The following is a 13,160-nucleotide window of genomic DNA, read 5'->3' as shown; positions in this document are numbered from 1 at the left end:
CCTCAGGAGGCTTCCGTGGCGGCCACCTTCGTGACGTCCGCCTTGTCCCCGACCCGCGCCTTGCGCGCCGCCGGAACCACCAGCGGTGTTCCCGTCTCGGGGTCGTCGATGACCTGGCATCGCAGCCCGAAGACGTCCTCGACCAGCCCGGCCGTCACGATGTCGTTCGGCGCGCCCTCGGCGATGATCTCCCCTTCGCGCAGGGCGATGAGGTGCGTGGCGTACCGGGCGGCGTGGTTCAGATCGTGCAGCACGGCGACCAGCGTCCGCCCCTGCTCCTCGTGCAGTTGGGCGCACAGGTCGAGGACGTCGATCTGGTGCTGGATGTCGAGGTAGGTCGTCGGCTCGTCGAGCAGCAGCAGCGGCGTCTGCTGGGCGAGCGCCATAGCGATCCACACGCGCTGCCGCTGACCGCCGGACAGTTCGTCGACATAGCGATCCGCGAGCTCGGCGACACCGGTCTGCTCCATCGACTCCTGTACGACCCGCTCGTCCTCGGTCGACCACTGGCGCAGGATCCCCTGGTGCGGGTACCGGCCGCGGCCCACCAGGTCGGCGACGGTGATCCCGTCCGGTGCGATCGACGACTGCGGCAGCAGCCCCAGCGTGCGCGCGACCTTCTTCGCCGGCATCGACTGGATGACCGACCCGTCGAGCAGGACCCGGCCCTGGGTGGGCTTGAGCATCCGTGACAGCGCCCGCAGCAGCGTGGACTTGCCGCACGCGTTCGGGCCGACGATCACGGTGAAGGAGTTGTCGGGTATCTCCACCGACAGCTGCTCGGCGATGACCCGCTGGTCGTAGGCGAGGGTGACGTTGTCGGCGGACAGGCGGTTCACAGTGCTCCTTGGGTTGTTCAGCCCGTTGCTGAGGCTCTCGTTGCCGTTGCTGCCGGGCCTCATATCCGGCCCGCCTTGCGCTCGGTGACCAGCAGCCAGAGCAGGTATACGCCGCCGAGCATGCCCGTGACCACGCCCACGGGCATCTGGTCGGCGCCGAAGACCCGCTGGGAGATCCAGTCGGCGGTGACGAGGAGGGCGGCGCCCATGCACAGCGAGGGCAGCAGGTTCGGCCCGGGCGAGCGGGTCAGGCGCCGGGCGAGCTGCGGGGCGGTCAGCGCCACGAAACTGACGGGTCCGGCGGCGGCGGTGGCGGCCGCGGTGAGCAGCACGGCGGCCAGCATCAGCAGCAGCCGTACGCGTTCGACACGCACTCCGAGGGCGTACGAGACGTCGTCGCCCATCTCCATCATCCGCAGCCCGCGCGCATTGGCGAGGACGAGCGGCACGAGGACGACGCACAGCGCGAGCAGCGGCCAGACCTGGGCCCAGTCACGACCGCTGAGGGAGCCGGTCATCCACACGACCGCGCGGGCCGCGTCGACGAGGTCGGCCTTGGTCAGCAGATAGCCGTTGACCGCAGTCATGATCGCGGACATGCCGATACCGACCAGGACCAGTCGGTAACCGTGCACACCCCGCTTCCAGGCGAGCAGATAGATGGCGAGCCCGGTCGCGAGTCCGCCCACGAGCGCTCCGACGGTGACCTGGGCGGAGTCCCCGGAGAACAGCACGATCACCACGAGCGCCCCGGCCGTGGCCCCCTGCCCGAGGCCGAGGATGTCCGGGCTGCCCAGCGGGTTGCGGGACAACGCCTGGAACAGCGCCCCGCCGAGACCGAGCGCGGCACCGACCAGAAGCCCGACCAGGACCCTCGGCAGCCGCAGTTCGTTGACGATGAACTCCTGCCCCGCGTTGCCGTTTCCGGCCAGCGTCTTGAGCACGTCGCCCGCCGAGATCGGGAAGTCGCCGGTGCCGATCAGCAGGACGCTCGCGGCGAGCGCGGCGAGCAGCAACAGGACGACGGCCGTCAGCGCCCGCACGTCCAGCCGGACGGAGATCCCGCCCGGCGTCCGCACGGCACGGGAGGCGCGGGTGCTCGCCGCCGGCGCCTCGGTCTTGGCTTCGCTCTTCACTGCGGTCCTCACAGCTGGGCCGTCCTCCGCCGTCGTACGAGAAAGATGAAGACCGGTCCGCCGAGGATCGCGGTGACGATGCCGACCTGGAGTTCGGCGGGCCGGGTGACGGTCCGGCCGAGCACGTCGGCGCCGAGCAGCAGCACAGGCGACAGGACGGCCGCATACGGCAGGATCCAGCGCAGGTCAGGGCCGGTGAAGGACCGCACGACATGCGGCACCATCAGGCCGACGAACACGATCGGCCCGCAGGCCGCGGTCGCGGCGCCGCACAGCACGGTCGCGGCGAGCATCGACAGCACCCGGGTCCGGTTCAGGTTGGCGCCGAGAGCCTTGGCGGTGTCGTCGCCCATCTCCATGGCGTTGAGCGGCCGGGCGAGGGCCAGGGCGAGGACCACGCCCACGACGAGGAACGGCAGCACCTGCCTGATGGTCGAGTCCGTCGCCGAGGTCAGCGAACCGACCGTCCAGAAGCGCATCTTGTTCAGCGCCGCGTCGTCCATGATCATCACGGCCTGGAGATAGCCGTAGAGCGCGGCGCTGATCGCCGTACCGGCGAGCGCGAGCCGCACCGGTGTGGCGCCCCGACTGCCGCCGAGGAACCACACCAACGCCCCGACCGCTGCCGCGCCGAGGAAGGCGAACCAGACATAGCCACTGAGGCTGGTGACACCGAAGAACGTGATGGCGGTGACAACCGCGGCGGACGCGCCCGCGTTGATGCCGAGCAGCCCGGGGTCGGCGAGCGGATTGCGGGTGAGCGCCTGCAGCACCGCCCCGGCGAGACCGAGCGCGGCGCCGGCCAGCAGTCCGAGGACAGTGCGCGAGATCCGGTCGTCGACCACGACGTCGCCGTAGGTCCCGGAACTCTCGAACAGTCCGTGCCAGACCTCCCCCAGGGACAGCTGTTTCGCCCCGATCGCGATGCTCGCCAGAACGGCGACCACCAGAATCAGGACAGAGACGAGCAACCCAACGGCACGTATCGCCCGTCGGGTTGGGGGCGCGGACTGGGACTCCGCGCGCTGTTCAGGAGGACTGTCGACCAACACGCAGTTAGGTTAGCCTACCCTCCCATTCAGCCACGATCCGGCCGTACATGGTCACGCTGCCGCCGTACAAGGTCACGATGCCGCCGTACGGCGTCACAACCCCGGCCACATTCCCTCCCCGCGGCGTCACATCCCGGGCCACGTGCTTCCCTACGAGGTCACAACCCCAGCCGCGCCAGCTCCTTGCCCGCGTCCAGCGCGCACGAGCCCTCCCCGGCCGCGGTCCAGGCCGCCGCACACAGCGCCCGCAGCCCGTCCAAGGCCTCGCCGTCACCGGCGAGTTCCAGCCGGTCCACGCGGGCGGTCGCCGTCCAGCCACCGCACCGGAATCCTTCTCCGTCCTCGGCGACCTCCGGCTGCCCGGTGAGCAACCCGCGCAGATCGGCGTCGACATAAGTCGGCCGGTGCTGCGGCGGCGCGGCAAGCAGCTGCGCGCCATCGGTCACCCCGGTCAGCACGAGCAACGAGTCGACGTCCCCGTTGAACGCGCCCTCGATGTCCGTGTCCAGCCGGTCCCCGACGACCAGCGGCCGCTCGGCGCCGGTGCGCAGGATGGTCTCCCGGTGCATGGGGGGCAATGGCTTGCCCGCCACCTGTGGCTCGGCGCCGGTGGCGATGCGCACGACCTCCACCGCCGCCCCGTTGCCCGGCGCGATCCCGCGCGCGCTCGGAATCGTCAGGTCGGTGTTGGACGCGAACCACGGCACCCCGCGCGCGATGGCGAAGCACGCCTCCGCGAACCGCCCCCACGCCAGCTCCGGCCCGCCGTACCCCTGCACGACGGCCGCCGGATCGTCGTCCGCCGACTCCACCGGCTCCAGCCCGCGCTCGCGCAACGCCACCCGCAGTCCCTCCCCGCCGATCACCAGCACCCGGGCGCCCGTCGGCACCTGCTCACTGATCAGCCGCGCGACCGCCTGCGCCGAGGTGATGACGTCGTCCGCCCCCGTGGGTATCCCCAGCGCGGTCAGATGCGCGGCCACGACGTCCGGAGTCCGCAGGGCGTTGTTCGTGACATACGCAAGGTGCATCCCGCCCGCACGGGCCGTGGCCAGCGACCCGACGGCATGCACGATCGCGTTGCCCCCGGCGTACACCACACCGTCGAGGTCGAGCAGCGCCGTGTCGTACGCCTCGCTCAGAGCCTGGCCACTGCCCTCCGGCCTCCTCCTGACGCTCTGGCTCATTCCACATCGCTCCTCGTTCGACGGCTTTCCTTAGATCATCCCCCATGCCACTGACACCCGTACGATGCCGGGATGAACACAGCAGGTCACCAGGAAGCAACGGCGCGCCGAGGCCTCGAACTCACCCCGTTCCGAGGCCTTCGCTACGACCCCGACCGGGTCGGCAACCTGGCCGCCGTGACATCGCCTCCGTACGACGTCGTCGTCCGTCCCGACGGCCTGAACCATCTCCAGGACGCGGACCCGTACAACATCGTGCGGCTGATTCTCCCTCAGGCCGACACCGCGGACGCCCGCAACAACCAGGCCGCGACGACCCTGCGCCGCTGGCTGTCGGAAGGCGTGCTGACCGCCGACCCCGAGCCCGGCCTGTACGTCTACGAGCAGTGTGACGGCGAGGGCATGCTGCAGCGCGGCGTCATCGGCGCCCTGCGCGTGACGGAGCCCTCGGAGGGCCTCGTCCTGCCGCACGAGGACGTCATGCCGCACGTGGTCGCCGACAGAGCGGCTCTGATGCGCGCCACCTCGGCGAACCTCGAGCCGCTGCTGCTGACCTACCGCGGCAACGGCACGGCGACCGACACGACCGCCGTCATCGAGCGCACGGTCGAACGCCCGCCGCTCTTCGCGACCACCACGGAGGACGGCTTCAGCCACCGCCTGTGGTCGATCACCGACCCGGCCGACCTGGCCCGCGTCCAGTCCGGCCTGACCCTCCACCAGGCCCTGATCGCCGACGGCCATCACCGCTGGGCGACATACCGACGTCTACGCGCGGAGCACGGCTCCCCCAGCCCCTGGGACTACGGCCTGGTCCTCCTCGTCGACACGGCCCGCTACCCCCTCCGCGTCCGAGCCATCCACCGCCTCCTGCACGACCTTCCGGTGCCGGACGCCCTGGCCGCCCTCGACGGTCACTTCCGCGTGCGCCGCCTCGAAGTCCCGCTTGCCGAGGCCCTGGAGGCGCTGGCCGACGCGGCCTGCGCGGGCAACGCCTACCTCCTCGCCGGAGACGGCGCCTTCCACCTCGTCGACGACCCCGACCCGGCCCTCCTCGACCGCACGGTCCCCGCCGACCGCCCCGCAGCCTGGCGCACCCTGGACGCCACCGTCCTGCACGCCGCACTCCTCGCCCACGTCTGGCACATCCCCGAGGACGACCCCAACCGCATCGCCTACATCCACGACACCGCCGCCACCGTCAAAAAGGCGGAACGCGACGGCGGCACGGCCGTCCTGATGCACCCGGTCCGCGAGGACGTCGTCCGCGACCTGGCCCGCCAGGGCGTCACGATGCCCCGCAAGTCGACGTCGTTCGGCCCGAAGCCGGCCTCGGGCCTGGTCCTGCGCACCCTGGACGGGTGAACGCAAAAGGGCGGGACCCCGGCCCGGGATCCCGCCCTTCAAGTCACACGCAGCTCACTCCTTGCCGCCCTCTTCGGGATCGGCCTGAGCCTGCTCCTCACGGATGTCGTCGCTCTCGCCCTCGCTCTCGCCCTCGTCGAAGGCGTCGACGAACTCGACACCGTCCAACTCGGCGAGCCGGTCGGAGGCATCCGTGCTGCCGTCCTTGTCCGCCTCGACGGCCTTGGCGAACCATTCGCGCGCCTCACCCTGCCGCCCGGCGGCCATCAGCGCGTCCGCGTAGGCGTACCGCAGCCGCGCGGTCCACGGCTGTACGGCGTTGGAGGCCAGCTCGGGGCTCTGCAGCGTCACGATGGCCGCGTCCAGCTGCCCCATGTCACGCCGAGCGCCGGCCGCGACGAGCCGCATCTCGACCTGCCCGGCCTTGTCCAGCTTGTGCGCCTCGGCCGCGCCGGCCATGTCCAGCGCCTTCTCCGGCCGCCCGAGCCCACGCTCGCAGTCGGCCATCAGCGGCCACAGCTCCACGCCACCGCTCATCCGCCGCGCCGCCCGGAACTCGGCAAGCGCCTCGGCGTACTTCTGGTTCGCGTACGCCGCGAACCCGGCCGCCTCTCGTACGGCCGCGACACGCGACGCCAGCCGAAGGGCAACCTTGGAGTAGCCGTACGCGCCCTCGGGGTCCTCGTCGATGAGCCGCGCGACCATCACCAGGTTCTTGGCGACGTCCTCCGCGAGCGTCTTCGGTAGGCTCTGCAGCTCCTGCCGTACGTCCTTGTCGATCTCGTCACCCGTGACGTCCTCCGGGATCGGCAGCCGCTTGATCGGCTCACGGTCCGCCCGATCCCGCTCATCACGGAACCGGCCACCGCCACGTCGGTCGTCGCGCCGGTCATCCCGCCGATCGTCACGCCCACGGAACCCTCCGGGACGCCCGCCGCGGTCGTCCCGACGGGGCCCATGACCGCCACGGTCGTCACGCCCACGGAACCCACCACGGTCGCCCCGGCTGTCATCCCGCCGGAAGCCACCACGGTCATCGCCACGTCGGTCGTCACGCCGGTCATCCCGGCGGAACCCACCGCGGTCATCGCCACGTCGGTCGTCACGCCGGTCGTCCCGGCGGTCGTCGCGACGGAACCCACCGCGGTCATCGCCACGTCGGTCGTCACGCCGGTCGTCCCGGCGGTCGTCGCGACGGAACCCACCGCGGTCATCGCCACGTCGGTCGTCGCGCCGGTCATCCCGCCGGAAGTCCCGTCGGTCGCCACCGCGGTCGTCACCACGTCGGTCGTCGCGCCGGTCATCCCGCCGGAAGTCCCGTCGGTCGCCACCGCGGTCGTCACCACGACGGTCGTCACGGCGATCGTCACGCCGGAAGCCACGGTCACGGTCGTCGCCACGGAACCCACGGTCCCGGTCGTCGCGCCGGAAACCGCCGCGGTCACCCTCGCGACGGTCGTCGCTACGACGATCGCCGCCACGGTCGTCGCGCCAGCCGAAACCGCCACCACGGTTGTCGTCCCGCCGGAAGCTGCCACGGTCATCGCCACGACGGTCATCGCGCCGGCCGAAACCGCCACGCTCGTCGTCGCGACGCTCCCCCCGGTCGTCACGACGGAAGGACGGACGATCGCCCTCGCGACGGGCGCCACGGTCACGGTCGTCTCGACGCGGCCCAGGGGAACGGTCGTCCCTACGGAACGGCGGACGGGGGCCCCGATCGCCTTCACGCCGGTCGCCGCCACGGTCGTCGCGCCGGCCGTAGCCACCGCCACGGTTGTCGTCCCGCCGGATGCCACCGCGGTCATCGCCACGACGATCGTCACGCCGGTCATCGCGCCGGTCGTCACGGCGGAAGCCACCGCGGTCGCCGCCCCGGTCGTCACTACGGCGATCGTCACGACGCCCGTAGCCACCACGGTCGTTGTCGCGACGAACCCCGCCACGGTCGCCGCTACGGTCGCCGCCTCGGTAACCGCCTCGATCACCCCGGTCGCCGCGGTCACCACTGTCCCGTCGCCGCGGTTCGCGCTCCGGTCGATCGTCGGGAGAGTTGGTGGACATCGGTGACTCCTGTCTTCGGTACCGCAAGCATTGTAAAAACAAAGGACCCCTGGTCCCAGCTGAACGCTGGTGACCAGGGGTCCTTCCCAAAGATTGTTCGGCGGCGTCCTACTCTCCCACAGGGTCCCCCCTGCAGTACCATCGGCGCTGTAAGGCTTAGCTTCCGGGTTCGAAATGTAACCGGGCGTTTCCCTCACGCTATAACCACCGAAACCCTAATGGTTTCGAGCGAACAAGCACACTTTTCTTTTGTCTGTTCTGCTCAAGAAACCGGCAACGGTCGTTGCCTCAGAACTAACACAGTGGACGCGAGCATCTATGGACAAGCCCTCGGCCTATTAGTACCGGTCACCTCCACACGTTACCGTGCTTCCAGATCCGGCCTATCAACCCAGTCGTCTACTGGGAGCCTTACCCCATCAAGTGGGTGGGAATACTCATCTCGAAGCAGGCTTCCCGCTTAGATGCTTTCAGCGGTTATCCCTCCCGAACGTAGCCAACCAGCCATGCCCTTGGCAGAACAACTGGCACACCAGAGGTTCGTCCGTCCCGGTCCTCTCGTACTAGGGACAGCCCTTCTCAATATTCCTGCGCGCGCAGCGGATAGGGACCGAACTGTCTCACGACGTTCTAAACCCAGCTCGCGTACCGCTTTAATGGGCGAACAGCCCAACCCTTGGGACCGACTCCAGCCCCAGGATGCGACGAGCCGACATCGAGGTGCCAAACCATCCCGTCGATATGGACTCTTGGGGAAGATCAGCCTGTTATCCCCGGGGTACCTTTTATCCGTTGAGCGACGGCGCTTCCACAAGCCACCGCCGGATCACTAGTCCCGACTTTCGTCCCTGCTCGACCCGTCGGTCTCACAGTCAAGCTCCCTTGTGCACTTACACTCAACACCTGATTGCCAACCAGGCTGAGGGAACCTTTGGGCGCCTCCGTTACTCTTTAGGAGGCAACCGCCCCAGTTAAACTACCCATCAGACACTGTCCCTGATCCGGATCACGGACCCAGGTTAGACATCCAGCACGACCAGAGTGGTATTTCAACGATGACTCCCCCTGAACTGGCGTCCAGAGTTCACAGTCTCCCACCTATCCTACACAAGCCGAACCGAACACCAATATCAAACTGTAGTAAAGGTCCCGGGGTCTTTCCGTCCTGCTGCGCGAAACGAGCATCTTTACTCGTAGTGCAATTTCACCGGGCCTATGGTTGAGACAGTCGAGAAGTCGTTACGCCATTCGTGCAGGTCGGAACTTACCCGACAAGGAATTTCGCTACCTTAGGATGGTTATAGTTACCACCGCCGTTTACTGGCGCTTAAGTTCTCAGCTTCGCCAGGACGAATCCTGACTAACCGGTCCCCTTAACGTTCCAGCACCGGGCAGGCGTCAGTCCGTATACATCGCCTTACGGCTTCGCACGGACCTGTGTTTTTAGTAAACAGTCGCTTCTCGCTGGTCTCTGCGGCCACCCCCAGCTCACCGAGTAAATCGGATCACCGGTGATGGCCCCCTTCTCCCGAAGTTACGGGGGCATTTTGCCGAGTTCCTTAACCATAGTTCACCCGAACGCCTCGGTATTCTCTACCTGACCACCTGAGTCGGTTTAGGGTACGGGCCGCCATGAAACTCGCTAGAGGCTTTTCTCGACAGCATAGGATCATCCACTTCACCACAATCGGCTCGGCATCAGGTCTCAGCCTCATGTGCGACGGATTTACCTATCGCACGGCCTACACCCTTACCCCGGGACAACCACCGCCCGGGCTGGACTACCTTCCTGCGTCACCCCATCACTCACCTACTACAGGTCTGGTCCGTCGGCTCCACCACTCCCCTTTGCCCGAAGGCTCCAGGGCGGCTTCACGGACTTAGCATCGCCTGGTTCAATGTTTGACGCTTCACAGCGGGTACCGGAATATCAACCGGTTATCCATCGACTACGCCTGTCGGCCTCGCCTTAGGTCCCGACTTACCCTGGGCAGATCAGCTTGACCCAGGAACCCTTAGTCAATCGGCGCACACGTTTCTCACGTGTGAATCGCTACTCATGCCTGCATTCTCACTCGTGAACCGTCCACCACTGCCTTCCGGCGCGGCTTCACCCGGCACACGACGCTCCCCTACCCATCACAGCCGCCGTTGGGCGTATTGCTGCAATGACACGACTTCGGCGGTACGCTTGAGCCCCGCTACATTGTCGGCGCGGAATCACTAGACCAGTGAGCTATTACGCACTCTTTCAAGGGTGGCTGCTTCTAAGCCAACCTCCTGGTTGTCTCTGCGACTCCACATCCTTTCCCACTTAGCGTACGCTTAGGGGCCTTAGTCGATGCTCTGGGCTGTTTCCCTCTCGACCATGGAGCTTATCCCCCACAGTCTCACTGCCGCGCTCTCACTTACCGGCATTCGGAGTTTGGCTAAGGTCAGTAACCCGGTAGGGCCCATCGCCTATCCAGTGCTCTACCTCCGGCAAGAAACACACGACGCTGCACCTAAATGCATTTCGGGGAGAACCAGCTATCACGGAGTTTGATTGGCCTTTCACCCCTAACCACAGGTCATCCCCCAGGTTTTCAACCCTGGTGGGTTCGGTCCTCCACGAAGTCTTACCTCCGCTTCAACCTGCCCATGGCTAGATCACTCCGCTTCGGGTCTTGAGCGCGCTACTGAACCGCCCTATTCGGACTCGCTTTCGCTACGGCTTCCCCACACGGGTTAACCTCGCAACACACCGCAAACTCGCAGGCTCATTCTTCAAAAGGCACGCAGTCACGAGATACAGCAAGCTGTATCCGACGCTCCCACGGCTTGTAGGCACACGGTTTCAGGTACTATTTCACTCCCCTCCCGGGGTACTTTTCACCATTCCCTCACGGTACTATCCGCTATCGGTCACCAGGGAATATTTAGGCTTAGCGGGTGGTCCCGCCAGATTCACACGGGATTTCTCGGGCCCCGTGCTACTTGGGTGTCTCTCAAACGAGCCGCTGATGTTTCGACTACGGGGGTCTTACCCTCTACGCCGGACCTTTCGCATGTCCTTCGCCTACATCAACGGTTTCTGACTCGTCCTGTTGCCGGCAGACAACAGAAGAGAGATCCCACAACCCCGCATACGCAACCCCTGCCGGGTCTCACACGTATACGGTTTAGCCTCATCCGGTTTCGCTCGCCACTACTCCCGGAATCACGGTTGTTTTCTCTTCCTGCGGGTACTGAGATGTTTCACTTCCCCGCGTTCCCTCCACTTGCCCTATGTGTTCAGGCAAGGGTGACAGCCCATGACGACTGCCGGGTTTCCCCATTCGGAAACCCCCGGATCAAAGCCTGGTTGACGACTCCCCGGGGACTATCGTGGCCTCCCACGTCCTTCATCGGTTCCTGGTACCAAGGCATCCACCGTGCGCCCTTAAAAACTTGGCCACAGATGCTCGCGTCCACTGTGCAGTTCTCAAACAACGACCAGTACACCGTCACACACCCCTTAACAGGAGTGCTTCACCGGCGCCGGCAACCGAAGCACAACCTCACGGCCGTTACTTCAGACACCCAACAGCGTGCCCGGCACCCCCGCCACTCGTGATCAGCGTTCCACGCTCCGAAGAGCAGTACTGGCAGCCCGAGATGACTGAGAGTGCCGAATAATCAACGTTCCACCCATGAGCAACCACCGCAGAACGTTTGCCTGCGTAGTGGCCTCTGACCTCGTCCCGAAGGACTCGGTGAGAAGTGCTCCTTAGAAAGGAGGTGATCCAGCCGCACCTTCCGGTACGGCTACCTTGTTACGACTTCGTCCCAATCGCCAGTCCCACCTTCGACAGCTCCCTCCCACAAGGGGTTGGGCCACCGGCTTCGGGTGTTACCGACTTTCGTGACGTGACGGGCGGTGTGTACAAGGCCCGGGAACGTATTCACCGCAGCAATGCTGATCTGCGATTACTAGCAACTCCGACTTCATGGGGTCGAGTTGCAGACCCCAATCCGAACTGAGACAGGCTTTTTGAGATTCGCTCCACCTCACGGTATCGCAGCTCATTGTACCTGCCATTGTAGCACGTGTGCAGCCCAAGACATAAGGGGCATGATGACTTGACGTCGTCCCCACCTTCCTCCGAGTTGACCCCGGCGGTCTCCTGTGAGTCCCCATCACCCCGAAGGGCATGCTGGCAACACAGAACAAGGGTTGCGCTCGTTGCGGGACTTAACCCAACATCTCACGACACGAGCTGACGACAGCCATGCACCACCTGTACACCGACCACAAGGGGGGCACTATCTCTAATGCTTTCCGGTGTATGTCAAGCCTTGGTAAGGTTCTTCGCGTTGCGTCGAATTAAGCCACATGCTCCGCTGCTTGTGCGGGCCCCCGTCAATTCCTTTGAGTTTTAGCCTTGCGGCCGTACTCCCCAGGCGGGGAACTTAATGCGTTAGCTGCGGCACCGACGACGTGGAATGTCGCCAACACCTAGTTCCCACCGTTTACGGCGTGGACTACCAGGGTATCTAATCCTGTTCGCTCCCCACGCTTTCGCTCCTCAGCGTCAGTAATGGCCCAGAGATCCGCCTTCGCCACCGGTGTTCCTCCTGATATCTGCGCATTTCACCGCTACACCAGGAATTCCGATCTCCCCTACCACACTCTAGCTAGCCCGTATCGAATGCAGACCCGGGGTTAAGCCCCGGGCTTTCACACCCGACGTGACAAGCCGCCTACGAGCTCTTTACGCCCAATAATTCCGGACAACGCTTGCGCCCTACGTATTACCGCGGCTGCTGGCACGTAGTTAGCCGGCGCTTCTTCTGCAGGTACCGTCACTTTCGCTTCTTCCCTGCTGAAAGAGGTTTACAACCCGAAGGCCGTCATCCCTCACGCGGCGTCGCTGCATCAGGCTTTCGCCCATTGTGCAATATTCCCCACTGCTGCCTCCCGTAGGAGTCTGGGCCGTGTCTCAGTCCCAGTGTGGCCGGTCGCCCTCTCAGGCCGGCTACCCGTCGTCGCCTTGGTGAGCCATTACCTCACCAACAAGCTGATAGGCCGCGGGCTCATCCTTCACCGCCGGAGCTTTCAACCTTCACAGATGCCAGTGAAGGTGGTATCCGGTATTAGACCCCGTTTCCAGGGCTTGTCCCAGAGTGAAGGGCAGATTGCCCACGTGTTACTCACCCGTTCGCCACTAATCCCCACCGAAGTGGTTCATCGTTCGACTTGCATGTGTTAAGCACGCCGCCAGCGTTCGTCCTGAGCCAGGATCAAACTCTCCGTGAATGTTTACCCGTAATCGGGTGCACACATCACGAGAGCGGAACAACCACCGGAATAAGGCGGTCGTTCACAACGTCCTCGCTGTGTTTTTTCAAAGGAACCTCGCCACCGAGAACTGATGTTCCGGTGGACGGGGTATCAACATATCTGGCGTTGATTTTTGGCACGCTGTTGAGTTCTCAAGGAACGGACGCTTCCTTTGTACTCACCCTCTCGGGCTTTCCTCCGGGCGCTTCCCTTCG

At 65.5% G+C, this 13,160-nt stretch carries 7 protein-coding genes and 3 rRNA genes; 2 read left to right on the top strand and 8 right to left on the bottom strand.

Annotation, left to right across the window (positions count from 1 at the left end; translation table 11 throughout):
* Positions 1-2: 2 nt before the first annotated feature.
* The 4 genes from OHO27_RS33470 to OHO27_RS33455 all read right to left on the bottom strand — a co-directional run bounded on the left by OHO27_RS33470 (position 3) and on the right by OHO27_RS33455 (position 4,214).
* The gene (locus tag OHO27_RS33470; protein WP_328428692.1) at positions 3-902 is read right to left on the bottom strand and encodes an ABC transporter ATP-binding protein; all 900 of its coding nucleotides are present in this window, start codon (positions 900-902) and stop codon (positions 3-5) included.
* Positions 899-1,987: a FecCD family ABC transporter permease gene (locus OHO27_RS33465; RefSeq protein ID WP_443059646.1), complete on the bottom strand. Its 1,089-nt coding sequence runs from the start codon at positions 1,985-1,987 to the stop codon at positions 899-901. The genes OHO27_RS33470 and OHO27_RS33465 overlap by 4 nt, the downstream gene beginning before the upstream one ends.
* On the bottom strand, positions 1,984-3,027 hold the full coding sequence (locus tag OHO27_RS33460) for a FecCD family ABC transporter permease (protein WP_328428691.1): 1,044 nt from the start codon (positions 3,025-3,027) through the stop codon (positions 1,984-1,986). The genes OHO27_RS33465 and OHO27_RS33460 overlap by 4 nt, the downstream gene beginning before the upstream one ends.
* Before the next feature lie 158 nt (positions 3,028-3,185).
* The gene (locus OHO27_RS33455) at positions 3,186-4,214 is read right to left on the bottom strand and encodes an HAD hydrolase-like protein (protein WP_328428690.1); all 1,029 of its coding nucleotides are present in this window, start codon (positions 4,212-4,214) and stop codon (positions 3,186-3,188) included.
* A 72-nt stretch (positions 4,215-4,286) separates the two neighbouring features.
* On the opposite strand from OHO27_RS33455, the gene OHO27_RS33450 reads away from it, so the two are divergent.
* A complete protein-coding gene (locus tag OHO27_RS33450; RefSeq protein ID WP_328428689.1) occupies positions 4,287-5,579 on the top strand; it encodes a DUF1015 domain-containing protein in 1,293 nt (430 codons plus the stop codon).
* A 54-nt stretch (positions 5,580-5,633) separates the two neighbouring features.
* Here the strand turns inward: OHO27_RS33450 and OHO27_RS33445 are convergent, their stop codons facing one another.
* The gene (locus tag OHO27_RS33445) at positions 5,634-6,392 is read right to left on the bottom strand and encodes a hypothetical protein (RefSeq protein ID WP_328430629.1); all 759 of its coding nucleotides are present in this window, start codon (positions 6,390-6,392) and stop codon (positions 5,634-5,636) included.
* Between the two features lie 144 nt (positions 6,393-6,536).
* Here OHO27_RS33445 and OHO27_RS33440 point away from each other — a divergent pair, with 144 nt between their 5' ends.
* Entirely contained in the window at positions 6,537-7,649 is a 1,113-nt protein-coding gene (locus OHO27_RS33440; RefSeq protein ID WP_328430744.1) for a hypothetical protein, read from the top strand.
* Positions 7,650-7,738: 89 nt separating this feature from the next.
* On the opposite strand, the gene rrf is transcribed toward OHO27_RS33440, so the two are convergent.
* The 3 genes from rrf to OHO27_RS33425 form a co-directional block, all read right to left on the bottom strand.
* Positions 7,739-7,855 (bottom strand): 5S ribosomal RNA (gene rrf, locus OHO27_RS33435).
* Positions 7,856-7,961: 106 nt separating this feature from the next.
* A 23S ribosomal RNA gene (locus OHO27_RS33430) occupies positions 7,962-11,078 on the bottom strand.
* A gap of 317 nt (positions 11,079-11,395) precedes the next feature.
* Positions 11,396-12,921: ribosomal RNA gene (locus OHO27_RS33425) — 16S ribosomal RNA — on the bottom strand.
* Together the 16S, 23S and 5S rRNA genes form the textbook arrangement of a ribosomal RNA operon.
* Positions 12,922-13,160 lie beyond the last annotated feature (239 nt).

This window comes from Streptomyces sp. NBC_00443, from assembly GCF_036014175.1.
Lineage (GTDB): Bacteria > Actinomycetota > Actinomycetes > Streptomycetales > Streptomycetaceae > Streptomyces.
This window is presented reverse-complemented; position numbering and strand designations above follow the sequence as displayed.

Excerpts from the sequence above, each read along its gene's own strand:
- OHO27_RS33455 (WP_328428690.1), bottom strand. The coding sequence starts at position 4,214 with ATGAGCCAGAGCGTCAGGAGGAGGCCGGAGGGCAGTGGCCAGGCTCTG.
- OHO27_RS33470 (WP_328428692.1), bottom strand. The coding sequence starts at position 902 with ATGAGGCCCGGCAGCAACGGCAACGAGAGCCTCAGCAACGGGCTGAAC.
- OHO27_RS33450 (WP_328428689.1), top strand. The coding sequence starts at position 4,287 with ATGAACACAGCAGGTCACCAGGAAGCAACGGCGCGCCGAGGCCTCGAA.
- OHO27_RS33440 (WP_328430744.1), top strand. The coding sequence starts at position 6,537 with ATGACCGCCACGGTCGTCACGCCCACGGAACCCACCACGGTCGCCCCG.